This window comes from Imhoffiella purpurea (genome assembly GCF_000585215.1).
Lineage (GTDB): Bacteria > Pseudomonadota > Gammaproteobacteria > Chromatiales > Chromatiaceae > Imhoffiella > Imhoffiella purpurea.
In genome coordinates this window covers 117937-140944 of the sequence record NZ_AONC01000029.1, presented here as the reverse complement: position 1 = coordinate 140944, position 23008 = coordinate 117937, and the positions used below count along the sequence as shown (strand labels likewise).

The 23008-nt window shown below is 67.1% G+C and carries 21 protein-coding genes and 1 pseudogene; 5 read left to right on the top strand and 17 right to left on the bottom strand.

Annotation, left to right across the window (positions count from 1 at the left end):
* The 9 genes and pseudogenes from D779_RS10665 to D779_RS10625 all read right to left on the bottom strand — a co-directional run.
* Positions 1–111: pseudogene (locus D779_RS10665) on the bottom strand (ferritin-like domain-containing protein); the annotation flags it as partial.
* 67 nt (positions 112–178) lie between these two features.
* Entirely contained in the window at positions 179–499 is a 321-nt protein-coding gene (locus tag D779_RS10660; RefSeq protein ID WP_043753514.1) for a BMC domain-containing protein, read from the bottom strand.
* Between the two features lie 98 nt (positions 500–597).
* Complete coding sequence (locus tag D779_RS10655; RefSeq protein WP_043753510.1) at positions 598–894, bottom strand: BMC domain-containing protein; 297 nt, start codon at positions 892–894, stop codon at positions 598–600.
* Positions 895–948: 54 nt separating this feature from the next.
* Positions 949–1188, bottom strand: a complete 240-nt coding sequence (locus tag D779_RS10650) for a carboxysome peptide B (RefSeq protein ID WP_043753507.1) — start codon at positions 1186–1188, stop codon at positions 949–951.
* Positions 1188–1442: a carboxysome peptide A gene (locus tag D779_RS10645; RefSeq protein WP_043753504.1), complete on the bottom strand. Its 255-nt coding sequence runs from the start codon at positions 1440–1442 to the stop codon at positions 1188–1190. Before D779_RS10645 ends, D779_RS10650 begins: the two co-directional genes overlap by 1 nt.
* Positions 1439–3094 carry a carboxysome shell carbonic anhydrase gene (locus D779_RS10640; RefSeq protein WP_043753568.1) on the bottom strand — a complete coding sequence of 552 codons (1656 nt, stop codon included), beginning with the start codon at positions 3092–3094 and terminating at the stop codon, positions 1439–1441. Before D779_RS10640 ends, D779_RS10645 begins: the two co-directional genes overlap by 4 nt.
* Before the next feature lie 34 nt (positions 3095–3128).
* Positions 3129–5321 carry a CsoS2 family carboxysome shell protein gene (locus D779_RS10635; RefSeq protein WP_232424152.1) on the bottom strand — a complete coding sequence of 731 codons (2193 nt, stop codon included), beginning with the start codon at positions 5319–5321 and terminating at the stop codon, positions 3129–3131.
* Positions 5322–5729: 408 nt separating this feature from the next.
* On the bottom strand, positions 5730–6074 hold the full coding sequence (locus tag D779_RS10630; RefSeq protein WP_043753498.1) for a ribulose bisphosphate carboxylase small subunit: 345 nt from the start codon (positions 6072–6074) through the stop codon (positions 5730–5732).
* 50 nt (positions 6075–6124) lie between these two features.
* Entirely contained in the window at positions 6125–7540 is a 1416-nt protein-coding gene (locus tag D779_RS10625; protein ID WP_043753495.1) for a form I ribulose bisphosphate carboxylase large subunit, read from the bottom strand.
* A gap of 204 nt (positions 7541–7744) precedes the next feature.
* On the opposite strand from D779_RS10625, the gene D779_RS10620 reads away from it, so the two are divergent.
* On the top strand, positions 7745–10225 hold the full coding sequence (locus D779_RS10620; protein WP_043753565.1) for a helix-turn-helix domain-containing protein: 2481 nt from the start codon (positions 7745–7747) through the stop codon (positions 10223–10225).
* 98 nt (positions 10226–10323) lie between these two features.
* Here the strand turns inward: D779_RS10620 and D779_RS10615 are convergent, their stop codons facing one another.
* The gene (locus D779_RS10615) at positions 10324–10611 is read right to left on the bottom strand and encodes a hypothetical protein (RefSeq protein ID WP_052348038.1); all 288 of its coding nucleotides are present in this window, start codon (positions 10609–10611) and stop codon (positions 10324–10326) included.
* Positions 10612–10684: 73 nt separating this feature from the next.
* Between D779_RS10615 and D779_RS10610 the strand changes: the two genes are divergently transcribed.
* Positions 10685–10915 carry a hypothetical protein gene (locus tag D779_RS10610; RefSeq protein ID WP_043753492.1) on the top strand — a complete coding sequence of 77 codons (231 nt, stop codon included), beginning with the start codon at positions 10685–10687 and terminating at the stop codon, positions 10913–10915.
* A gap of 3 nt (positions 10916–10918) precedes the next feature.
* Here D779_RS10610 and D779_RS10605 read toward each other — a convergent pair whose 3' ends face one another.
* The 4 genes from D779_RS10605 to D779_RS10590 are packed head-to-tail and all read right to left on the bottom strand — an operon-like array spanning position 10919 to position 16827.
* Positions 10919–11245, bottom strand: coding sequence for a P-II family nitrogen regulator (locus D779_RS10605; RefSeq protein WP_043753488.1), 327 nt, complete (start codon positions 11243–11245; stop codon positions 10919–10921).
* Entirely contained in the window at positions 11242–14379 is a 3138-nt protein-coding gene (locus tag D779_RS10600) for a DUF2309 domain-containing protein (protein ID WP_043753485.1), read from the bottom strand. The genes D779_RS10605 and D779_RS10600 overlap by 4 nt, the downstream gene beginning before the upstream one ends.
* Positions 14376–15143 carry a hypothetical protein gene (locus D779_RS10595; RefSeq protein ID WP_043753482.1) on the bottom strand — a complete coding sequence of 256 codons (768 nt, stop codon included), beginning with the start codon at positions 15141–15143 and terminating at the stop codon, positions 14376–14378. The genes D779_RS10600 and D779_RS10595 overlap by 4 nt, the downstream gene beginning before the upstream one ends.
* Position 15144: 1 nt before the next feature.
* On the bottom strand, positions 15145–16827 hold the full coding sequence (locus D779_RS10590) for an NADH-quinone oxidoreductase subunit 5 family protein (protein WP_043753560.1): 1683 nt from the start codon (positions 16825–16827) through the stop codon (positions 15145–15147).
* Between the two features lie 354 nt (positions 16828–17181).
* On the opposite strand from D779_RS10590, the gene D779_RS10585 reads away from it, so the two are divergent.
* The 3 genes from D779_RS10585 (at position 17182) to D779_RS10575 (ending at position 18815) form a co-directional block, all read left to right on the top strand.
* Positions 17182–17433 (top strand): ribulose bisphosphate carboxylase small subunit, encoded by a 252-nt coding sequence (locus tag D779_RS10585; protein WP_043753479.1) that lies wholly within the window; start codon positions 17182–17184, stop codon positions 17431–17433.
* Positions 17434–17556: 123 nt separating this feature from the next.
* Positions 17557–18171 (top strand): BMC domain-containing protein, encoded by a 615-nt coding sequence (locus D779_RS10580; protein WP_043753476.1) that lies wholly within the window; start codon positions 17557–17559, stop codon positions 18169–18171.
* Positions 18172–18185: 14 nt separating this feature from the next.
* Complete coding sequence (locus D779_RS10575) at positions 18186–18815, top strand: NUDIX hydrolase (RefSeq protein ID WP_081763453.1); 630 nt, start codon at positions 18186–18188, stop codon at positions 18813–18815.
* Between the two features lie 190 nt (positions 18816–19005).
* Here D779_RS10575 and D779_RS10570 read toward each other — a convergent pair whose 3' ends face one another.
* The 3 genes from D779_RS10570 to D779_RS10560 form a co-directional block, all read right to left on the bottom strand.
* Complete coding sequence (locus tag D779_RS10570) at positions 19006–19293, bottom strand: HNH endonuclease (protein WP_198295705.1); 288 nt, start codon at positions 19291–19293, stop codon at positions 19006–19008.
* A complete protein-coding gene (locus D779_RS10565; protein ID WP_043753474.1) occupies positions 19293–19694 on the bottom strand; it encodes a hypothetical protein in 402 nt (133 codons plus the stop codon). Before D779_RS10565 ends, D779_RS10570 begins: the two co-directional genes overlap by 1 nt.
* A gap of 118 nt (positions 19695–19812) precedes the next feature.
* Positions 19813–23007: an efflux RND transporter permease subunit gene (locus tag D779_RS10560; RefSeq protein WP_043753472.1), complete on the bottom strand. Its 3195-nt coding sequence runs from the start codon at positions 23005–23007 to the stop codon at positions 19813–19815.
* Between the last annotated feature and the right edge of the window lies 1 nt (position 23008).

Sequence of the window (23008 nt, the reverse complement as noted above, 5' to 3'; positions counted from 1 at the left end):
GGGGGCGGGGAGCCGCGCCTGGGTGCTGTAGAGCTGAACCGCCGAGAGCTCCAGGCTGAGCGCCCGGCCCAGATAGCCCAGGATGCGTTGGTCGGTGCGTTGCGCGGGCATCGGATCTTTCCAGCCTCCAGCTTCCAGCCGTCAGCCTCCAGCGGAGGACATCGAGCTGGTCGCTGGCTCAGGCCGCCCGTGCCGGGGTTTCGGGGCTGCCGCCGGTGGGCAGGACCGGCTCCACCTCGCGGTGCGGACGCGCGATGATGTGTGCCGCCACCAGTCCGTCGCCGACACGCTCGCAGGCGTCGGCGCCGGCGCGCACGGCGGCGTTGACCGCGCCGGTCTCGCCGCGTACCAGTACGGTGACGTAGCCGCCGCCGACGAACTCGCGTCCGATCAGACGCACCTCCGCCGCCTTGGTCATGGCGTCGGCCGCCTCGATGGCCGGCACCAGTCCGCGCGTTTCGATCATGCCCAATGCAATACCGTAGTTTTCGTTTGCCATGGTTGCTTCTCCGTCTTCGAAATCGATCGTTGATGAATGATGCCGCTAAAGATCTGCGTTCAGCGCCGCCGCCGAGCTGGCGGCTGGTCGCTGGAGGCTCAATCCCCCGTCTTGCCCAGGACCGGCTCCACCTCGCGGTGCGGCCGCGCGATGATGTGCGCCGCCACCAGTCCGTCGCCGACACGCTCGCAGGCGTCGGCGCCGGCGCGCACGGCGGCGTTGACCGCGCCGGTCTCGCCACGCACCAGCACGGTGACGTAGCCGCCGCCGACGAACTCGCGTCCGATCAGACGCACCTCCGCCGCCTTGGTCATGGCGTCGGCGGCCTCGATGGCGGGTACCAGCCCGCGCGTCTCGATCATGCCCAGTGCGATACCGTAGTTTTCACTTGCCATCGTTTGGTCTCCTGCTGAGTCGCTCGATTGTTCCGAAGCCTGCTATCCAGGGATTCAATCCCCATCGATGATCCCGCCGATCGTGAGATCGGTCAGGACGCTGTAGTCGCCCTGGGCGTAGCGGGCGGCCGATCCGTTGACGGTGAACACCCGATTGCCGGCCCGCGCGCCCAGCGGATCGGTCGCGACCTGACGCTTGCCGTTGGCATCGCGCAGCAGCCGCAGGCTCACCTTCTGGAGGCCGTCGATGCGGCGGGTGCAGACCAGCGGTCCTTCCACCTGGAAGATGTCCATCAGGCGTCCTCCTGGGGCGGCCAGTGGTCGATGATCCCGACGATCGTCAGGTCGCTGGGGTACTCCTTGCTCCCGGCCGCCTCGCGGGCCGCCGAGCTGCCGACGCAGATCACCCAGTCGCCCGGGGTGCAGCCCACCGAGTCGACGGCGACGGCGCTCGCGGATCCGTCGCGCACCACCTGGAGGTGCTTGTGCTCCAGTCCCGGGATACGGTTGGTCGCGACCAGCGGCCGCTCGACCTGATAGATCTTCATCGGTGCCCCCCTGCCTTGGCGTCTGCGCTGGCCGTGCATGCCAGGACCTCGATCGGCGCGTCGGCGTTGCAGTCGCGCACCACCTGCATCAGGTGCAGCAGACCGCGCTCGAAGAGATCGGCGTAACGGCTCTTGATCGCCTCGCTCACCCGGCGGCAGCGTGCCACCGCGCGGTCGCGCGCGCCCGGCACCTGGCCGTGATAGTCGAAGCGCACCACCACCGGCGCCGGCAGGCCGCGACGGACGTTGAGCCCGGTGAAGATGCGGATGCCGACGTCCAGGTCCTGGGTGGCCTCCTCGACGGTATCCAGGTAGGCGAAGTACATGAGATTGCGCAGCTGGATCTCCTCGAATCCGACTCCGGCCCCGATGAAGTGCTCGGCATGGCCGATGTCGGCATAGCGCTCGCCGTGACGGCCGCGCACAGAGTCGATCTGGGAGAGGTTGTTCTCGATCAGGCGCTCGATCAGCCGCGCCATGCCCTCGGCCACGCCGGGGGAGGTCTGGCGCACCGCGTCCTGGATGTCGTGCCGGGCGCGGGAGGCGTCGAGACGCGCGGTGGTCTCGTAGAGCTCCATGACGTCCAGATAGCGATCCACCGCCATCCCGCCCTCGGCGTCGGGGACGTGCACCCGGATGGCGTCCCGGTCCGTGTCCACCCCGATCAGCAGCAGATCGATGGAGGCGCCGCAGCAGAAGCTGTTCTCGATCGCCTGCTGGAAGCCGAGCAGACGTTCGAGCCCCGCCGCGGCGGCCTTGGTCGTATCCGAGCCGTGCGCCGCGCAGCCCTCGTGCTCCGGGTCTGACGAGCTGAAGTGATAGGCGACCAGCTTCAGATAGCGGGTCGGGGCATCGGCGGTATTGGGACGGCCGCTGCGGAAGCGCAGCATCTCGGTCTCGACCCATTTCTGGACGCTGTCATCGATGTCGAAGAGCGCCCCGGCGTAGGACTTGCGGCGCACCGCGCGGTGCGGCAGACGCAGCACGTAGCGGATGAGGTGCGCCAGGCGGCCGTCCGCGCAGGGCGAGATGTCCAGTGTGTGGAAGCCGCAGGTCTGGAGGAAGCCCTCGAAACCGCCGTTGAAGTGCCGGTCTCCCTCCTCGGCGGCCAGCGGGTCGCGGCTGAAGAAGTCGTCGCAGAAGCGGCGATAGGTCGCGAAGGTGCACCAGGCATGCAGCCGGCGCATGTCGAGCCGCTCGACCCAGGCGTCGGCGAGGATGTCCTCGGGCAGTTCGAAGCCCAGCTCGCGCCGCGCGATGTCCTGCGCCCGTGACTCGAAATCCGTCTCGTGCTGGAGCGCCGAGATGCGTTTGAGGGTCGGCACGATGGCGTCGAAGGCGGACTTGACGTCCTGCTCGTAGCGGTCGAGCCGCGCGTTCTCCTCGGCGCGGGCCAGGACGTGATGGGCGATCTGCGATGCCGTCCGAGGACCTGATGCCTTGGGACCGGTCCGCACAGCGGACCCTACCGGGGCTGTAGGGTCCGCTGTGCGGACCGAATCGCTCGCCACCGCACGACGCCGAGCGCTGGCGGCAGGGGCTCCGGCCTCCGCCCCGACCGCGCCCGGGCGGCGCATCGGCGCGCTGCCGACGGCCCGGTTACGGCCCAGGCCGCCGGCCTGGCTCAGTGATTGGCGATAGTCGCGTTGCATGGTCATCTATCCAATTGAAAGAAACCGATCCGCGTCAGCCGCGCGCTCCACCGGAATAGGTGATGAGCGCACCCTTGTCGGTGTTGCCGCTGCCTCCGGTGACCTTGCTGACCGGTTCGGGGGCCTTCTCCTTCTCCGGGCGGCCCTGGGCCATGGCGGCGGCCATGGGTGCCATGCGCCCACGCCGGCTCGGGTTGCGGGCCAGGGCCGAGGTGCCCTCGGTGCCGGTGACCCGATCACCTCGATCCCAGTCGTCGCCGGTGATCTTGGCGCCGGTATCGATCCCTTCGCCGGTGATCCGCGACTTGACTCGGCCGTCGATCGTCGGCTGCTCGACGGGCGGTGCGTCCTCGACCGGGTGCTTGCCGCGTCCTCCGAAGCGTGCCTCCTCGGTGCCCGTCACCTTGCCCGAGGCCATGCCGAAGGGGCCGGTGATCTGGCCTTTCTCGTAGGTCGAGCCGGTCACGCCCGAGATCTTCTGCGGGGCCCGAGCGGCGTGGGCCGGCGGGTCGACGCTGAAGTTTTCCCAAGGCTCGGCCTCGGCCGCACCGGGCAGGGGCTGGGGAAAGTCCGGGCTACCCGGTTCGGCAGGCATGGCGGCACAGACCTCGGCGGCCTGGTCGGCACCCAGGTACGGGGTGCCGGTGACCGGCTCGCAGGCACCGGCCTCGTCTCCGGTCGTCCGGCCGCCGACGGCGGGTTGGATGCCGGTCATCACCGACCCGAACATGCGCTTGTGGGGCCGCATCCGCGCGGAGGCCCGGCCGGTCTCGGCTGGATCGCAGTAGTCGCCGTACTGTTCGGCGCCGGCATAGGGCGTGCCAGTGATGGACTTGCAGGTCCCAGGCTCGTCGCCGGTCACGCGCCGCGCCCGGCCGGTCATGGTGCCGGTGACGCGCTCGCCGCCCAGGGTCGCCGAGACGCCGACCTTGCGCTCGGTGCGGGCGGGTGCGGAGTCGCAGAACTGGCCGTATTGCTCCAGACCGATGTAGTCGTCGCCGGTGACGTTGCGGCAGCTGCCGGTCTCGTCGCCCGTCATCGACGGGTGACGGCCGATCATGGTCCCGGTCAGGTGGCTGCCGCTCAGGGTGGCGCTATTGCCGACCTTGGGCGGGGCGGCCTTCCGGTCGGAACCGATGCTGCCGAGCTCGGTGTATTGGGTGCCCGTGAGGGTGCGGTCGGCGCCGACCTCGCCACCGGTCACCCGGTTGGAGCGTCCGATATCGGCACCCGTGACCGACTTGCCGCCGCGCGTCTCGGACTTGGCGACCTTGGCCGGAGCAGGTTCGGGCTGGACTCCGCAAAAGGCTTCCTGCAGATCGGCGCCCATGTACTGGGTGCCGGTCACCTTCTTGCAGGTGCCGGGCTCGTCGCCGGTCACCCGGGTGCTGCGGCCGACCTGGTTGCCGCTGACCGCATTGCCGCCGGTCGTCGGGCTCAGGCTGCCGCGGCTGGGGGTCTTGGCCGATTCGGTCTGGCAGAAGTCGCGGAAGATGTCGGCGCCCAGGTATTCGGTGCCGGTAATGGTGCGACAGGTGCTCGCCTCGTCCCCAGTCACGTCGCGGCTGCGGCCGACCTGGGTGCCGGTCAGTGTCCGGCCCTGGGCCGTCTCGCTGGCGCCCACCTTCCAGGGGGCATCCTTGGCGGCGCCCGGTGCGGTTGGGTTGCGCGCCGCACGCGAGCGTCCGGTCGGGGCCGATTTCTTCTGTCCGGCACCGCCGCGACGGCTGCGCTGTTCGCGCAGCGCCTTCGCCAGCTCGCGCCCGGACAGCTCGGGATTGGCCGCCCGGGCGGTCTGGGCCGCGGTCATGCCGTTCGCGCTCATGCCCGCCTTGCCGCGCGATGACTGGGCGCGGCGACGGGCCAGAGAGGCCGCCCGACCTGGATTCATGGATGTTTCCTTGCGGCGCGGTCCGCGCACCTTGGGGCGTCCGTTGACGCGGCTAGAGGCCGAGGACGATGCCAGATTCTTCCCCGGGGCCTCGTCCTTGTCCTGGCACTCACACGCGCAGCTTCCTTCGGTCGCCGAATCCTTCCCGGCGGGTGTCGTCTCGACGGCGGGCCTGGTCCGTCCGCCATCGCGCACCCGGTCCTTGGGTCCTACGGCGATCTTGCCCTTGGACGACATCGCCTGGCGGCGGGCGAGCGCGGCGGCTCGGCCGGAGCCGGCACCCGCAGATCCGGCCACCGGGGTGCGGACCCGTGCGCGCGGCCTCGTTTCCGCCACCTGGGGTTCCCGGACGACCCTTTCGACCGAGACGGGGCTTGGATCGGGGGTCGCCGGAGGGGCCGTGCGAGCATCCGTCTCACCTCGCGTCCGGTCTGGGGCGGCGGAGGTCATGGCCGCCTTTCCGGCGCTCGACAAGGCTTGGCGTCTCGCCAGCGCCAGGGCGCGTCCGCTTCCTCCAGCTGTTCGGCTCTGCTCTCTCATGACTTCACCCGTCTGCTCTGATCCTGAATCCGGCAATTGGAACCGCAAAGGCGCAAAGGACGCGAAGAGGGACAAAGACTCGAGCCATGCCCATTCTTCACCCGCCTGGTGAGCGTTGCCGCTTGATTCATCGATTGAATTCCTTTGCGCTCTTTGTGTGCTTTGCGGTTCGATCGCCTTACTTCGGCACGATCGCTGGTGCCATCAGGCACGGCCCTCGATGGCGACGAAGCACACGCCCTGGCTCTGGGTGTAGTTGTCGTAGCCGATGAGACGGACGTGGTGGTCCGGATAGGTGCGGTGGCAGGCCTCGAGCTCGGCGGCCACGGCCTCGAGGTCCTGCTCGCCGAAGAAGGGCAGCTTCCACATGGTCCAGTAGTGGTTGTAGGCCTGGCTCGGATGCTCGTGCTCGATCGCCGGGGTCCAGCCGTTGGCGATGAGATAGGCGATCTGGTCGTAGATCTCGTCCTGGGTCAGCTTGGGCAGGAAGCCGAAGGTCTCCAGGGTCTGGGCGGTCTGATAGTCGCCCATGGTGCTGCCGTTCTTCATGGCGGGGTCCTCTCGGTCGGTTCAATGGGGTTCGGTCGATGGGTCGACGATCAGGCGGCGTCCAGCTTGTCGACGGTGTCGAACTCGAACTTGATCTCCTTCCAGGTCTCCATGGCGATGGCCAGCTCCGGGCTGTGGCGGGCGGCCTCGGTGAGGATGTCGCGGGCCTCCTTCTCCAGTTCGCGGCCCTGGTTGCGCGCCTTGACGCAGGCCTCGAGCGCGACCCGGTTGGCGGCGGCGCCGGCCGCGTTGCCCCAGGGATGGCCCTGAGTGCCGCCGCCGAACTGGAGCATGGAATCGTCGCCGAAGATGGTCAGCAGGGCCGGCATGTGCCAGACGTGGATGCCCCCGGAAGCGACGGCCATGACGCCGGGCATGGAGCCCCAGTCCTGATCGAAGAAGACACCGCGCGAGCGGTCCTCGGGCACGAAGGATTCGCGCAGCTGATCCACGTAGCCGAGGGTCGACTGGCGGTCGCCCTCCAGCTTGCCGACCACGGTGCCGGTGTGCAGATGGTCGCCGCCGGAGAGACGCAGACACTTGGCGAGCACCCGGAAGTGGATGCCGTGCTTGGGATGGCGGTCGATGACCGCGTGCATGGCGCGGTGGATGTGCAGCAGCATCCCGTTCTTGCGGCACCACTTGGCCAGGCCCGTGTTGGCCGTGAAGCCGCCGGTGATGAAGTCGTGCATGATGATCGGCGAGCCGACCTCCTTGGCGAACTCGGCGCGCTCGTACATCTGCTCCGGATCGGGGGCGGTGACGTTGAGATAGTGTCCCTTGCGCTCGCCGGTCTCCGCTTGAGCCTTCTGGATGGCCTCGCCGACGAACTCGAAGCGGTCGCGCCAGCGCATGAAGGGCTGGGAGTTGACGTTCTCGTCGTCCTTGGTCATGTCCAGACCGCCGCGCAGACACTCGTAGACGGCGCGCCCGTAGTTCTTGGCGGACAGACCCAGCTTGGGCTTGATGGTGGCACCGAGCATGGGTCGGCCGTACTTGTTCAGACGGTCGCGCTCGAGCTGGATACCGGCCGGCGGGCCGTTGCAGGTCTTGATGTAGGCGATGGGGAAGCGGATGTCTTCGAGACGCAGATGGCGCAGCGCCTTGAAGCCGAAAACGTTGCCGACGAGCGAGGTCAGCACGTTGACGATGGAGCCTTCCTCGAACAGATCGATGGGGTAGGCGACGAAGGCGTAGAAGGACTCCTTGTCCCCGGGCACGTCCTCGATCCGGTAGGCGCGCCCCTTGTAGTATTCCAGGTCGGTCAGCAGCTCGGACCAGACGGTGGACCAGGTGCCGGTGGAGGACTCGGCCGCCACCGCGGCGGCGACCTCCTCGCGCGGCACCCCGGGCTGACCGGTGCACTTGAAGCAGGCGAGCAGGTCGGTATCGAGCGGGACATACTCCGGGGTCCAGTACATGTCGCGGTATTCCTTGACGCCCGCGTCATAGGTCTTGATGGCCATGGTCCACTCCTGTTCGGTTGCTGGGTTGGCGGAGACATAAGTGTTCCTGATTTGTTGTGAAGCATAGATAAGCATTAGCCGATGTATCCAATACATCTTTCGTTCGATATCGATAGACTCAGGTCTATGCAATCCGGCCCGCGCAGGCGCGCGGTCGGTTTCGATGGACACTGATCGCCGTCTTGGCCGGTGATGGAGAGGGGCATGCCGAATCCGCAGTTACAGTTGGCTCGGGACTTCGTTCGCGCGACCAGCCACAGCGTCTTCCTGACGGGGAAGGCCGGCACCGGCAAGACCACCTTCCTCCACGGCCTGAAGCGGGACATTCCCAAGCGCATGATCGTCACCGCGCCCACCGGCGTGGCGGCGATCAATGCCGGCGGCGTCACCCTGCATTCCTTCTTCCAGCTCCCGTTCGGACCCTTCGTGCCCGGCAGCGAGGCCGAGCGCCAGGCCGCGGAACACCGTCTCTCCCGACAGAAGCGCGACATCATCCAGGGCCTGGATCTGCTGGTGATCGACGAGATCAGCATGGTCCGCTGCGACCTGCTCGACGCGGTCGATAGCGTGCTGCGCCGGGAGCGCCGTTCCGAGCGCCCGTTCGGCGGGGTTCAGCTGCTGATGATCGGCGACCTGCACCAGCTCGCGCCCGTGGTGCCCGAGCACGACTGGGCCATCCTCAAGGACGTCTACCCATCCGGATACTTCTTCAACAGCCGGGCGCTGCGGGCGACCCGGGTGGTTCCAATCCTGCTCGAACGCATCTACAGGCAGTCCGACCCGGATTTCATCGAGCTGCTGAACCGCGTGCGTGACAGCCGGATGGACGAGGCCACCCTGGAGCGGCTGAATTCGCGCCACCTGCCGGGCTTCGCCCCCAATGACGCGGACGGCTACATCACCCTGACCACGCACAATCGCGGCGCGGACGCCATCAACCGGACGCGCCTGGACCGGCTCGGCACGCGGTCTCAGGACTTCATGGCAGAGATCCAGGGGGAGTATCCGGAGCACAGCTATCCGGCCGCCGAGCGACTGACCCTCAAGCAGGGCGCTCAGGTCATGTTCGTGCGCAATGACAGCGCGCCGGAGAGGCGCTACTTCAACGGCAAGATCGGCACCGTCACGCACCTCGAGAGCGATCGAATCCGGGTGCGGTGTCCCGGCGACGAGGACGCGATCGAGGTCGAGCCAGTCATCTGGGAGAACATCCGCTACGGTCTGGACCCGGAGACCAAGGCGATCTCGGAGGAGGTCATCGGCCGCTTCGTCCAGTATCCGCTGCGGCTCGCCTGGGCCATCACCATCCACAAGAGCCAGGGACTGACCTTCGAGCGGGCCGTCATCGACGCCGGCGCGGCCTTCTCGCCCGGGCAGGTCTATGTCGCCCTGAGCCGCTGCAAGACCTTCGAGGGTCTGGTGCTCAGCACCCCCATCCCTCGCCGCGCGGTCATGACCGACCGCTGCGTCTCCGACTATGTCGAGGAGGTCAGCCGTCATCCGCCGACCGAGGAACAGCTCGACCAGGCACGCATCGCCTACCAGCGCCAGCTCCTGAGCGAATGCTGGGACTTCGACGCGCTCGGCGCCCGTCTGCGGAGACTGCTCGTCCTGGTGCGAGATAACCAGCGCGTCATCGACGTGCGCGGCGCGGACGGCATGGACGCGGTCGAGCGGCAGCTGGTCGACGAGGTCGTCACCGTCGGGCGCAAGTTCCAGCGCCAACTCGCCTCACTGTACCGGGAGGATATTTGCCCGGAGGACGACGATCATGTGCAGCAGCGGGTTGCCAAGGCATCCGTCTATTTCAGCGGCAAGCTGAGGGAAGGGCTGATCCCCTGGCTCGAGGCATTCGCCGTCGAGACCGACAACAAGGCGCTGCGCAAGACGTTGCGGCAGGCCGTCGAGGCGCTCCATCGGAGCCTGGCGATCAAGACCGCCTGCGCCCTGAGCTGCGCGGAGCGATTCTCGACCGACGCCTACCTCGAGGCGGTCGCCAAGGCCAGGATCGAGGCCGAGCCGGGCGGACCGCGGTCGGAGGGCAGGCATGGAGTCGATACCTATCCCGGCGACTCCGAACTCCCTGGCTTGCTGGGCGCGCTGCACCGTTGGCGTGCCCAGAAGGCCGAGGAGGAGGAGCGCGATGGCGTTAGCCGCTATCGGATCCTGACCCGGGCGGTGCTGCGCCAGATCGCCGACGGCCTGCCGGACAGCCCCGATGCGCTGGCCGCCGTCAAGGGCATCGGCAAGCGCACCGTCAAGCGGTATGGCGAGGAGATCCTGCGCATCGTCGCGGACCATTGTCGGGAAAACGGCATCGACCCAGCGGCGGTCGATCGCACCCAGCAGCCACGCACGGTCAAGGACAAGGGCGTCGGGCGGGAAACCGAGACCCGACTGATGAGCTATCAGCTGTATCGGGATGGCTTGAGCATCGAGGAGATCGCCAGCCGCCGGTCGCTCAAACCCAACACCATCGAAGGTCATCTGGCCTACTACATCGGTACCGGCGCGCTCGCCGTCACCGACTTCATTGGCGAGGAGAAGCTCGCCAGGATCATGGCCGTGCTCGACGAGATCGAAACGGATGCGCCCGGTCTGGCCAAACAAGCCCTCGGCGAGGGCTGCTCCTATGGCGAGATCAAGATGGTGCTGGCCCATCGGGCGCGGGCTCGATCAGGGTAGATCGCCGCGGCGACCGGCGCTATCGACCGCCTCTGCCTCGGAGAGCTGCCAGACCCCCTTTGGTATCGGATGCCGTTGGCCTCATGCAGGTTGCCGTCTCAGTCCGCCTGCCCACGCAGCTGTTCCTTGAGGCGCTCGATCTCGGCGAGGGCCGCCTCTTTGGCCGCACGCTCCTGCTCTAGGTTGGCCCGGGCCTGTTGCATGCTCGCTTGGGCCTGCGCCTTGTCCGCTTGGGCTCGCTCCAGGTCAGCCTGGGCCTGTTCGGCCTCGGCCCTCAGCTCCTCCATATGCCGCTGAATACTGCGCTGCTCGCGCAGATAGTTCTGGCGCGCCTGATAGGCGTGATAGGCGCGCTCCTTCTCTGAAAAGGTTTCGAGTGCGCTCATGGCTTGCCTCATTTCAGACGTCTGCATCCACTCAGGGAGCGCTTCGCTGTCCAGCGAGAGCGAGGCGCCGTCCTTGAAGAATTTCAGCCAGTTCTTCTATCACGTCAACGAGCAGGCGATCCGGGGCGGCGCCAACCCGACCTTCACCAACCCCATCCTGCGGGCCGCCTGGCCGATCGCCGTGCAGGCGGTCGGCACGCCCAGCATCCCGGTGGCGAGCCTGGCGCCGCTCTATCGGGCCATCGCCAACAGCTCGCAATATAGCGGCACCGCCGAGAACGGCATCGACTACGACGGCGTCTGATCCTCAATCCCGGAACTTCACCAGCCGCGTGACCTGGATGTCCGAGATGAAGACGACGCCCGAGTGCTCGGTGTAGAAGGGCGCGAAGCCCTCGAGGATGGGGTTCACCAGTTCCTCCGGGACGGCGGCGATGATCATGATGAGCACGTCGTCCTCGTTGAACATCAGATGGCCCTCGTGGAAGCCTTGGCTGCCCTTGCCCGAGAGGTTGTTGACGATGGTGTAGCCCTTGACCCCCGCGCGGTCGAGCAGGTCGGTGGCGAAGGCCCGGTGTTCGCCTTCGAGGATGATCTCGAGCTTCTTCAGCGGGCTGAAATTCAGGTTCTTCATGACTTGCTCACCTCCTCGAATAGGGACGGATGCATGCCGTCGGAATAGGGCTGGCTGCGCCACTCGCCGTCCTCGTAGAGATGCAGGGTCGATGCCTCGGGATCGAGGACGAGCAGCCGGATCCAGCCGTTGCGCACCAGCCGCTTGACGGCGACCACGCCCTCGACCGCCGCGATCGCGTGCGCGAAGGGCGCCTCGATGAGGGTGACGAGACGCATGGGCTGATGGTAGGGCCGGCCGTCCTCGAGGACGGTCTGGGCGGGAAGGCCGGTGCGCAGGTCGCTGAGATTTCCGCTCATGACGCCGAAGCGTCCGGCGACGTTGTGATAGACCTTGCTGCCGCTGCCGAAGCGATCGTTGTCGACGGTGGAGAAGTAGTACTCCATGTTGATCCAGTGTCCGACGACCAGGGGGCCGGTCAGGATGTTCTCCAGCAGCCGGCGCCTGGGGTCCAGCCGATAGTCGTAGGAATGCAGGAAGGCGCGGCCGTCGAGCATCTTGGATTGGGTCAGCTCGCGCCGGCCGATGACGAAATAGGCGTTGCGCGAGAGCCCCCATTCCGGCCGGACCTGGGACCAGTCGCGGGCGTTGCGGCGGGCGCCGCGCGCCGCTGCGGCGGCGTCCCGGATGCGCGCGTTCGGCTCCAGGGTGGGCAGTCGCTCCTGGGCGCAGAGTCGCGAGGCCGAGCCGAGGCCCGTGCGCAACCGGTCCAGATACATGAGGTGCGAGGCCGGCAGCAGCGCCAGGTCCTGGAGCTGGATCTCGTCGGTGGTGGTGTCGTGCAGTGCCGGCACGAACCAGGCGTCGTCCGGGATCTCGAGCCCCTTGTCGCGCAGCCGGCAGCGCACCTCCGGCTTGTTGGCCATCTGCGCCAGTGCCCGGGCGCTGACCAGGCCGTGGCTGCCGCCGCAGGCACCGCAGTCGAGCGCGGACTCGTAGGGGTTGTTCTCCGAGCTGCTGCCGTGGCCGACCAGCAGGATGAAGCGCGAGAAGTCCTGGGTCAGTCCGATCGAGCGCAGTGCCTGGTGGACGAATCCGACCTGCTCGTCCAGCGAGAAGCCGATGCGCCCGAGGCGCTCCATCTGCAGCCGCGCGAAGGCCGGATTGATGCGATAGGCCCCGCGCAGCCGATCGAGCAGCCGGGCGACGCCCGCGTCGTCCAGGCCGAGCGCCACGGCGAGCTCGGGACCGGCGTGGGCGTGTCCGAGCGCGCATTCGCGCAGTTCGCGGGCCAGGTCGTCGGTGATCCGCTCGGGCGGAAGGTCCAGCTCCTGCTCCAGCGCCTTGGCGATCACGGCGCGCTGGACGGTGCGCACGATCGAGTCGGCCTGATCGCGTCCGAGCTTGTCGATCATCAGATGGGTCGGCGGCTTGGACTGGTGCAGACGCTCGCGCCAGCGGTTGTAGCTCGTCGGCATGAGGGTCTTGCCGACCATGTCGAAACCGAACAGCAGACCCACGGCCTCGACGGTGACGAATGGGGTCAGCACCGACTCCTTGAGCTCGTGCATCACCTTTTCCAGGGCGGTCAGGGCCGCCCTGTCCGGCAGACCGAGCGAACTCATCTCGACCACCAGGTTCTTGGGGGTCAGCAGCACCGGACAGAGATGGATCTCGATGCCCTTGCCCAGCTCCATGAAGCTCAGCGGCACGCCGAAGAATCCGGCGATGCCGTAGGTCTGATAGTCGCCGACCGACTCCAGGTTGCGGCGGATGCGTTCGGAGCGGGTGTCGATACAGAAGAGCGCCTTGGCGAAGGGACGCTTGTCGCGCGGCTCCGGCGTTTCCAGGTTCAGACCCTGGATCAGATCGCCGATCGCCCGGGTCTCCATCGCCTGGAGCCAGATCATGCCCTCGCGGCGCCGGAAGTCGCGCGAGAGGCGCAGCAAGGCGTCCAGCTCCTGCGGCGACGCTCGGCGGATCCGGTCCGAGAGGCCCAGTTCCTCCCCCAGCTCGACGAGGCTCCGGGCCTGGGTCTCGGCCTCCGAACGGCGTTTGAGCGCGCGGTAACTGTGGAACACCCGGGTGACGCGCGAGCGCTTGCGCTGCAGGAGCACGTCCTCCAGTGCGCGGGCCATCTTGGGCATGACCCTGGGTGCATGGGTCTTGTCGGCCCCGTAGAGCTCGTTGCGCAGATAGACCTCGAACGGCTCGGACGCGATGAACTGCGACAGGGCGCCGAAGGTGAATGGGATGCGCTCCCGGGTCTCCTGGCGCAGCAGGGTTAGGGCCAGCAGCGCGCGCATCGCCAGGTAGTCGACCAGATCGCCGGGGAAGCGCTGTTGCCAATGGTAGTGGCTCGCGCCCGAGCGCCAGCGTATGAAACCCGCCCAGCCGTAGAGCCGCGCCAGCTCGCGGGTGAAATAGGCGACCCAGTCGTCTTCCGGCAGTTCGAGCGCCCTAAGCACCAGGGCGATGACGGTTTCTGGCGGCTGCTCGGACTCTGCCCCCGCCTCGGACAGGAGCCGGTCGAGGGTGCGGCGCACGTCCCGTCCGGCCACGTCCAGCCAGGCCCGGAACAGACCCTGCTCGCGATGGGGCATGGACCAGACCGACTGGCCCTCGTCGAAGAAATCCAGACAGGCGCGGATGACCTGCTCGTCGAGCGCCTCGCCGATCCGGGTGCCGAACAGGGCGTCCACTAACTCGTACAGCGGGCGGCCATGCAGGAGCCGCTCGATGAGTTCCGTCGAGAGAACCTCCGGATCCGGCTCCTCGGCGGGGGGCGGCTCGGTGCCGTTGAGGATGGCGTGCACCGCATCCGCGTCGGCGAGGGTCAGCTCCTCGGCGACCGGGCGGTCGCGACCGGTGAGATCGGCCAGCAGCCAGTCGCTCGGCTCGAACGGCTGGAACCCGGGCCGATTCTCCAGGAAACGCCGCACCCCCTGTTCCAGTGCGTCGCGGTCGACCAGGCCGCGCTTCAGATAGCCCTGGTATGTCGGCCGCGGTAGGAATCTCCGCGCGCGGAAGAGATCGGCGCCCTTGTCGACGGCCTCGTCGAAGGGCAGATGCGCGAGCCCGTGCAGCGGGTTGCGCGAGATGAAGCTGCGCATCGGCCAGAACAAGGGGACCGGCTCGGCGGCCACGTAGATCATCGCGCGAATGCGCAGCTTGTCGCCAAGGGGTGGACTCATGTCAGTTCTCCCGAAAGACCCATGCCGATCGCAACCAGGACCACGAGGGCCAGACCGAGCCGCCTGAAATGGGCGCCGTTCAGGTCGGGGCCCTGCGTCTCGCAGGCCGGGCCCGGGATGAATCCGCCGAGGATCCTCGCCCCGCCCCAGGCCCAGAGCAGCCAGACCGTCAGGATCGGCAGGGCGAGACCCGGCATGACCGTCAGGGCCTGGAGGCTGGTCGACAGGAGTGTGAAGAAACCCGGAACCGCCGGCGTCGCCACCGCCGCCAGGATGGCGAGCGTCAGCAACAGGGACAGTCTGGGCAGGGCCGCGCCCAGTCCGCCGCACACACCGGCATAGGCCGCGCCGAAGGTGTCTTCGAGCCAGGCGGTCAGCCACGCCAGGAGCATGAGCGGAAGGCTGAGCCCGAGCCCCTGGATGATCAGGACGGCAAGGTCCGGCCGGGGCGTCGCGAGGGCCGCTGCAGGCCACAGGAGCGACCAGGCGGAAGTCGCCATGAAACCGGTCCAGATCCCCAGGTCGCGCACCGAGAGCGCCCGCAGGGCATAGAGTGCGGCGGTCGCGACCGCCCACCAGAGGATCCAGGCCGGCGGCGGTTCGCCGAGCGCGGTCAGGGCCAGGATCCCGATCTGGGGCCAGAGCAGCAGCAGTCCGATCCTCGGTCCAGGTGCGTCCAGCCGGGCGAACAGCCGGTTGAAGACCATGCTGAATGGAAAGAGCGGCAGGAAGAGCCCCACCATGAGCGCGCCGAATGGAGACATGTCAGGACCACCTCAGCAGCAGGTTGAGACGGGTCGAGAGCCGGATCAGGATGTCGGACAGACGGGCGTAGAGGCCCATGACGAGAAACTCGCTTGCCACCAGCCGATAGAAGCCGCGCCACAGCCGGCCCAGGCGTTCCGCGCCGAGCCGTCCGTTCCGCTCCGCGTAGTAGGTGGCCAGCCAGCCGAGCACCACCAGCAGGGTCATGAGGATCACCAGTGCGTCGAACCAGAAGACGCCGATCCCGGCCGCGGCATAGATGCTGGCGCGCAGCTCCGGGTCGGGATAGAGGAAGAGGTCGAACCCGTGGCTGATGAGGGTGTATCCGATCACCACGATGGTGAAGGAGGTGAGGATCAGCCCCATCAGGCGCCAGATGTTTTGGGTGCGCATGCGGTAGGTCGCGAAGATCAGCTGCGCGCCCGTCACCCAGCCGAAGAAGAGGAGCACGACCGCGCCCTGAGCCTGGAAGACCTGCTGCTCCACCAGCCAGTGGGCGAGCGCCAGGATGGTCACGGGCACGATCAGGGTGATGGCCGCCATTAGCAGCCAGGGCTGGCGCTTGCGCGCGGGCCGGCGCTCGACGACGAAGGTGTAGAGGTCGTCCTTGGGCACGCCGTCGCTGCGCCGCGCATCGCCGATCACCCCGCCGGCGCCGAGGAAGAGGGTGCCCTTGAAGAGCCCGTGGGCGATCAGGTGATAGATGGCGAGCGAGAAGGCGCCGACGCCGCATTCCATGATCATGAAGCCCATCTGCCCCATGGTCGAATAGCCGAGCGATTTCTTGATGTCGTTCTGGGTCAGCATCAGGATCGAGCCGATCACCGCCGTCACCAGACCCATGAAGAAGACCCAGTGCAGGATCTCGTGGGTGTGCACGAACAGGGGGGCGAAGCGATTGATGAGGAATCCGCCCGCATTGACGATTCCGGCGTGCATGAGCGCCGAGACCGGGGTCGGTCCGCCCATGGTGTAGGGCAGCCAGGTGTGCAGCAGGAACTGGGCCGAGCGCGCGAAGGCGGACAGGGCGACGAGGGCGGCGACCGTCTCGACGAGGGGCAGACCGAACAGGGTGAGGGTCTCGGGTGCGCGGCTCAGCGCGGCGAAGATATCCGTCAGCGACCAGGTGCCGAATGCCTGGAACAACAGTCCGGCCGCGATCAGCAGCGGCAGGTCGCCGAAACGATAGGTTAGGAGCGTCCAGGAGGCGTAGCGATGGGCGCTGCGGCTTCGGATCTTATGGCCGAGCAGGAAGAAGAGGAGCACGCCGATCAGGTGCCAGGCGATCAGCAGCGTGATCAGATCGCCCGCGCTCACCATCAGCAGCAGGGCGGCCGTCATCAGATCCAGCAGGACGAAGAAGCGGACATAGCCGGGTTCCTCCGCCATGTAGCGGATCGAATAGACGTGGACGAGGAGACTGATGCCCGAGATGACGAAGGCCATGAGGCTGCTGAGCGGATCGAACAGCAGCCGAGCGCCCCAGTCGCCCCCCAGACGAACCTCGGTCGCCGGCATCCCGGATATCGCCAGGCCGAGCGTCAGGGCCGCGACGGCGAAGGTGGCGACGATGCCGGCGATGCTGATTCGGATGACCTTGCGCCCCAGCCTGGGGGCCATCCATTGCGTCGCGAGTGCCGAGACGACCGGAAGCAGGAAGAGTATGACAATGAGACCATTCATCAGCTCGCACCACTCCTTCATTTCTGAATGAGGTGTCAAGGCAGGCCGTGCCTTGGGTATGAGATGAGTCTAAAGTCGATGGGATCGAAATAAAGTCGATAATTCGAATCGCGCGGATAGACTGGGATCTATGAGTGTGACGGATCCCTCCATGCGGCCAGCGTTCGTCCCGGGTATAGACCGGCATCTATACCCTTGACGGCAAATGCTGATTTCCATTGCCACTCCGTCTTGTCTAGCCTCCTTTCTACAACCCGCGAGGGCGTCTCGACACCCTTCACCTGGGATTCATCGAGGAGGTCGGAATTGGCGAGCAATGCACACAAGGCTATCGGCCAATCACCCGCGTCGCGCATGCTGTCGCAGATCGAATATTGTCTGCAGCAGGACTGCGTGGTCTGTATCGAGCATGCCGCGACCATGACGCCGCGCTGGTCGCCCTGGGAGACCTGGAGGAAACCCTGCTATTACGATGGCGATATCCATCGGGTCTACAGCGAAATCGACCGCTGCCGAGACAGGCACGCCGACCATTACATCCGGCTCAACATCGAGGGCCACAGCTGTCACAGCCGCTTCTCTTTCGTCGTACACACCCCAAGCTGATGACTCGTCGTACCATGCCCAGTCCGAGAGGCCGTCTGAAAACCTGACGCCAAGGTCCGGTCCGCACAGCGGACCCTACCGAGGCGGTAACCTTAGGGCCCGCTGTGCGGACCGAATCGCTGGATGATCACACTCAGAACCTACGTCTACATCGACTCGCTGCAGCCCCAGCTCGCGGCCTACATGGCGACCGTCTCCCAGGGGTTCCTGCCGGTGCCGGGGGACGCCTGTCTCTGGGTCGAGGTCTCGCCCGGCATGGCGGTCCATCGCCTCACCGACGCCGCGCTCAAGGCCACCCGGGTGCATCTGTCGCAGCAGGTGGTGGAGCGCGCCTACGGCTCGCTGGTGATCCACCAGCGCGACCAGAGCGACGTGCGCGAGGCGGGGCGCGTCCTGCTGTCGCGGATGAACGCCAGCATCGACGACCGCGAGACCTGCCGCGTCGCCTGGAAGGAGATCGTGCGCGGCATGACCCCGGATCACTGCGTGCTCATCAACCGCCAGGACCGGCGGGGCTCCATGATCCTGCCCGGGCAGAGCATGTTCATCCTCGAGACCGAACCGGCCGGATATATCGTCTATGCCGCGAATCAGGCCGAGAAGGCCGCCAACATCACACTGATCGATGCTCGCGCCGTTGGCGCCTTCGGCCGGCTCATCCTCGCCGGGCGCGAGGGCGATGTGGACGAGGCGGCCGCCGCGGCTCTCGATGCGGTCCAGAATCCATCCGGAACCTGATCGGGAAGTCTCTCATGCACCGCCGAGAACTCCTGTCGCTGCTCGACGCGCACGACACCCGCTTCATGGAGGAGGCCGCCTACGTGGCACGGGCGCGGGCGTTCGTCATGGCCCATGCGGATTGCTTCCATCGCGAGCTCTGGCCCGGCCACGTGACCGGCTCGGCCTGGGTGGTGAACCCGGGCCGCCATCGGGTGCTGCTGCTGCACCATCGCAAGCACGACCAGTGGTTCCAGCCCGGCGGACATGCGGACGGGGATTCGGACATCCTGCGGGTCGCGCTGCGCGAGACGTCGGAGGAGACTGGCCTGGACCCGTCGCATATCCGTCTCGTCGACGACGCCATCTTCGACGTCGACATTCATTCCATCCCGGCCACCCACGGGGATCCGCAGCACGAGCACATCGACATCCGCTTCCTGGTGGAGATGGACGACGACCTGGCGATTCCGGGCAACGACGAATCCCATCAGGTCCTCTGGGTGCCGCTCCCGCAGGTGGCGCGATTCAACAACAACCGCTCGACCCATCGCATGGTCGAGAAGACCCGCCGGCTGCGGCACTGGTCTCCGCCCTTCGCTCCCATCGGCAGCTTGGGCCGAGGTACGAGGCCCAACAGGACGCCGCATGTTGGGCCTCCTTGAATCGGCCCAACCTACCGCCCGCTTCGTGCTTCGGGGTGGCTATCCGCCATGTGGGCTAGCGCGGAGGATGCCATCCTGCGATGACCCAAAGGCGGCGTGCAGGCAGGATGTAGGGGGTGTTCATCTTGAGGGCATCGACCGTTGCACGTCCCGATGCGGTCAGCCCCAGAATTCGGATGCCGTCCTCGCTTCAGGTGAAGTGCTCGGACCAGCGCTGGGTCCTGGGATTGAACAGAGCCGCCAGCTGGCCGCTCTCGGGATCGACCGCCTCGATCAGCGTTCCCTTGTAGCTGTTGCACCAGGCGCATGACAGCCAGAGGTTGGACTGTTCGGAGCCTCCTCCCATGGCGCGCGGGATCAGGTGCTCGATGTGCATTTGGGCGCCGCTGACGCCTTGGTCGGTGAGGCAATATCCGCAGCGGTGAGCGGCTTCGGCCGCGACGCGATCGCGCAGCGATTTTGAGACGGTCTCGCCCATCAAGCGGCGTTGGATTCGGCCAGCAGACGCTTGCCGCTTCGCACGCTCAATAGCGCCAAGGCTCGGGCCTTGCGCAGGGTGATCCTTCCATAGTCGCAACGGAGCTGCTCGAGCTCTTGGGTCTCCGCGTCCGACGCATGGCCTTTTCCGGCCAGTTCCGCCATGCGTTGCTGTTGGGTGACGGGCAGCATCGCATCCGCCGCGTCCATGAGCGTCGCGTCGTCCCACCAAGTCATTCCGACAAGTTCGGTCCGCATGTCCTCCGGCACATCATCGAGCGAGGGTAGGGCACCTTCGAGCATTGCGGTGATGACGTCCTCCAGGGGACGGTCCATCGCCCGAGCAGCCCCGCCAGCGCGTTGAGCGAGCGAATCCGGTAGATCGATGGTGATGCTGGTCATATCTGCATTCCGAGAGAGACTGAAATCCGTCCAGCACGAGAAGCGCGCCTATTTTCATCCACATGGGGACTATAGCGAAGGATGGCCAGGATTGGCCCAGCTATCCAGGCGTCACCCTTCAGGGGGTGGTCGCTGGCTTCGCGTCCGGCTCTCGGCTGCTTCCTCCCAGGAACCGCAGCACCAGCGCCAGCATCGCCGGCATGAAGGTCAGGGTGACCAGGGTCGAGAACAGCAGTCCGAAGAGGACGATGGCGCCCAGGCCGCGATAGAGCTCGGTGCCGGCGCCGGGGTTGAAGACCAGTGGGGATAGACCGGCGACGGTCGTGATCATGGACATCATGATGGGACGCAGACGCACCCGGACCGCGTCGGTGACGGCCTCGATGACGCTCAGGCCGTGCTCGCGCAGATTGGCCACGGCGCGCTCGACGATCAGGATGGGGTTGTTGACCACGGTCCCGATCAGCACCAGGAAGCCGAGCATGGTGATCATGTCGAAGGGTTGCTGGATCGGATAGAGACCGATCGTGTCCAGATGCGCCCCGGTCAGGTTCAGCAGGAAGAGCCCGGCGATGCCGCCGCTGATGCCGATCGGTACGCTGGTCATGATCAGCAGCGGCCAGCCCCAGTGGCTGAAGACGGCGACCATCAGCAGATAGGCGATCAGCAGGGCCACGGCGAAGTTGCCGGCCAGGGCGTCACGGGTCGCCTCCAGCCGGTCGCTGGCCCCGCTCAGGGTCAGCTTGATGCTGTCCGGCAGCTCGCCGCTGGCCTTCATGCCCTCGATGATCCGCTCGCGCACGGTGCGCACCCCTTCCTCCAGCGGCACGGCGCGCGGCGGGATGATGCTCATGGTGATGGTGCGGTCGCCGTCGACGCGGCGCACGGTCTCGGTGTTAACGCTCTCGGTCAGGCGCGCCACCGAGGACAGGGGGACGATGCCGCCGCTCGGCGAGTAGAGCATCAGCCGCTCCAGGTCCTGGGGCCGATCGATGACGCCCGAGGTCGAGTAGAGAAAAATGTCGATCTCGTCGTCGTCGAGGAAGAAGTCGTCCACGTAGGCCCCGTCCGAATAGGCCCAGACGGTGTAGCCCAGGTCGCCGGGCGAGATGCCGAGCTCGGCGGCCCGCTCCCAGTCCGGGTGGACCTCCAGCATCGGCTGGCCCAGGGTCAGGCTCGACGGCTCGGACTTGACGCGCGGATTGTCGAAGATCTCCTTGGCCTTCGCCGAGACCCGCCGGCCGGCCTCGAACAGGGGCGGCAGGTCCGGTCCGCTGACCTCGATGTTGATCGAGCGGGTGCCGCCGAAGTTGCTGGAGAAGATGGAGCCCCGGCTGGAGAAGCTGCGCAGACCGGGGAAGTCGGCGGTCTTCTCGGTCGCGACCTGCATCAGATCCTCGGTCTGGCGGCGGTCGGTCGCCTCGCGGACCACGAAGACCATGCGCTCGTTGGCGAAACCGATGGTGAAGTTCAGTGCCGGGATCTCGGCCTCGCCCGCCGCGAACAGCGCCGGGTCCTGACCGACGGCTGGGTAGAACTCCGCGTCCGCCTCCTGGAAGGTCTCCCGCATCATGCCGATGTTGTAGCCGGGCGGGGCGAACATCATGGTGAAGACCTTGGACTCCTCGCCCTCCGGCAGATACTCGGCGTCCGGGGTCAGCCAGAGGATGATGGCGCCCGCGCCGAGCAGCACGGCGAGGATCACGGCGAGCGGGCGCACCACCCCGTGCGCGATCCAGCGCACCCCGGCGATCACGGCGTCGCCGAAGCGGGTGCCGAGCCTCACCAGCCGCGGCGGCCGGGAGGGCGCATCCGGCTTGTGCGCGGGTGCGCCCAGGAAGCGGCTGGCCGCGGCCGGGACCAGGGTGATGGCGACCAGCATCGACATGAGAATGGAGGCCGAGATGGCCACCGCGATGTCCGAATACAGCTGTCCGGCCTCCTCCTCGACGAAGATCACCGGCAGGAACACGGCCACCGTGGTCAGGGTCGAGGCCAGCACCGCCGGCCAGACCTCGCGCACGCCCTCCAGCGCCGCCTGCATCCGCTCCTTGCCCTGGTTGAGATGCCGGACGATGTTCTCCAGCACCACGATGGTGTTGTCGAGCGTCATGCCGATGGCGAAGGCGACCCCAGCCAGTGAGATGACGTTGATGGTGCGCCCCGTGACCAGCAGCCCGAGGAAGGCCGCGATGGTGCAGATGGGGATGCCGATGGCCCCGATCAGGGTCGCGGGCGTCGAGCGCAGGAAGAGGAAGAGCACCAGCACCGCCAGCGCCGCGCCGATGGCCAGGTTGCGCTGTACCACGCTGACCGCGTCGGTGACGTAGACGACGTCGTCGGCCGTGCGCACCAGTCTGAGCCCCTTGGGGCTGAGGACGGTGCGGTTCAGCTCCTCGACCCGGGCCATCATGTCGCGCTTGATCTGGATGACGTTGGTGCCGATCTGGCGGCTGACCGCGAAGGAGAGGACCGGCTTGCCCTCCGAGTAGGAGTAGGCGCGCACCTCGGCGAATCCCAACTCGGCGTGACCCACGTCGCGCAGCCGGATGAAGGCCCCGTCGCGCTCGGCGATGACCAGGTCCTCCAGCTCCTCCGGGGTCTGGAAGCGGCCGATGGTGCGCAGCAGATAGCGCCGCTTGCCGCTGTCCAGGTCGCCGCCCGAGACGTCGCGGTTGCGGGCGCGGATCGCCTCGCGCAGCTCGGTGAGCCGGATGCCGCGCTCGGCCAGTCGCACCGGATCCACGTAGACCTGCATCTGGCGCTCGGCGCCGCCGCGCAGGGCGACGCTGGAGACCCCGGGCACCCGCTCCATGGGCGTCTGGACGTACTCCTCGACCCAGTCGCGCAGACGCACGATGTCCTCTTCGGAGAAGCCGCCGGATTCCGGCATCAGCCGGAAGTACATGAATGAGTTGGCCGAGAATGCCTCGGCCCGGATCCTCGGCTGGTCGACGTTTTCCGGATAGTCGGGCACCTGGGACAGGGCGTTGTTGACCTCGAGCAGGGCCTCCTCGATCGAGATGGAGAAGGGGAATTCGAGCTCGATGCTGGCGGAGCCGGTGCTCGCGGTCGAGACCATCCGTTCCAGACCGGGGAGGCGTCCCAGGTACTTTTCCTGCTCGATGACGATCTCCTTCTCCACGTCCTGAGGCGCGGCGCCGGGCCACTGGGTGTCGACCGTGATGACGCGGGCGTCCAGGTCCGGGATCATCTGCACCGGCACGTTGAAGATGGCGAGCAGACCGAAGAGCGTGAGGATGAGGATGGCGACGGTCAGGATGACCGGGCGCTCGATGGCGAAGCGAAACATG

Excerpts from the sequence above, each read along its gene's own strand:
- D779_RS10660 (WP_043753514.1), bottom strand. The coding sequence starts at position 499 with ATGGCAAACGAAAACTACGGTATTGCATTGGGCATGATCGAAACGCGC.
- D779_RS10655 (WP_043753510.1), bottom strand. The coding sequence starts at position 894 with ATGGCAAGTGAAAACTACGGTATCGCACTGGGCATGATCGAGACGCGC.
- D779_RS10650 (WP_043753507.1), bottom strand. The coding sequence starts at position 1,188 with ATGGACATCTTCCAGGTGGAAGGACCGCTGGTCTGCACCCGCCGCATC.
- D779_RS10645 (WP_043753504.1), bottom strand. The coding sequence starts at position 1,442 with ATGAAGATCTATCAGGTCGAGCGGCCGCTGGTCGCGACCAACCGTATC.
- D779_RS10640 (WP_043753568.1), bottom strand. The coding sequence starts at position 3,094 with ATGCAACGCGACTATCGCCAATCACTGAGCCAGGCCGGCGGCCTGGGC.
- D779_RS10630 (WP_043753498.1), bottom strand. The coding sequence starts at position 6,074 with ATGAAGAACGGCAGCACCATGGGCGACTATCAGACCGCCCAGACCCTG.
- D779_RS10625 (WP_043753495.1), bottom strand. The coding sequence starts at position 7,540 with ATGGCCATCAAGACCTATGACGCGGGCGTCAAGGAATACCGCGACATG.
- D779_RS10620 (WP_043753565.1), top strand. The coding sequence starts at position 7,745 with ATGCCGAATCCGCAGTTACAGTTGGCTCGGGACTTCGTTCGCGCGACC.
- D779_RS10615 (WP_052348038.1), bottom strand. The coding sequence starts at position 10,611 with ATGAGCGCACTCGAAACCTTTTCAGAGAAGGAGCGCGCCTATCACGCC.
- D779_RS10605 (WP_043753488.1), bottom strand. The coding sequence starts at position 11,245 with ATGAAGAACCTGAATTTCAGCCCGCTGAAGAAGCTCGAGATCATCCTC.
- D779_RS10600 (WP_043753485.1), bottom strand. The coding sequence starts at position 14,379 with ATGAGTCCACCCCTTGGCGACAAGCTGCGCATTCGCGCGATGATCTAC.
- D779_RS10595 (WP_043753482.1), bottom strand. The coding sequence starts at position 15,143 with ATGTCTCCATTCGGCGCGCTCATGGTGGGGCTCTTCCTGCCGCTCTTT.
- D779_RS10590 (WP_043753560.1), bottom strand. The coding sequence starts at position 16,827 with ATGAATGGTCTCATTGTCATACTCTTCCTGCTTCCGGTCGTCTCGGCA.
- D779_RS10585 (WP_043753479.1), top strand. The coding sequence starts at position 17,182 with ATGCTGTCGCAGATCGAATATTGTCTGCAGCAGGACTGCGTGGTCTGT.
- D779_RS10580 (WP_043753476.1), top strand. The coding sequence starts at position 17,557 with ATGATCACACTCAGAACCTACGTCTACATCGACTCGCTGCAGCCCCAG.
- D779_RS10575 (WP_081763453.1), top strand. The coding sequence starts at position 18,186 with ATGCACCGCCGAGAACTCCTGTCGCTGCTCGACGCGCACGACACCCGC.
- D779_RS10570 (WP_198295705.1), bottom strand. The coding sequence starts at position 19,293 with ATGGGCGAGACCGTCTCAAAATCGCTGCGCGATCGCGTCGCGGCCGAA.
- D779_RS10565 (WP_043753474.1), bottom strand. The coding sequence starts at position 19,694 with ATGACCAGCATCACCATCGATCTACCGGATTCGCTCGCTCAACGCGCT.
- D779_RS10560 (WP_043753472.1), bottom strand. The coding sequence starts at position 23,007 with ATGTTTCGCTTCGCCATCGAGCGCCCGGTCATCCTGACCGTCGCCATC.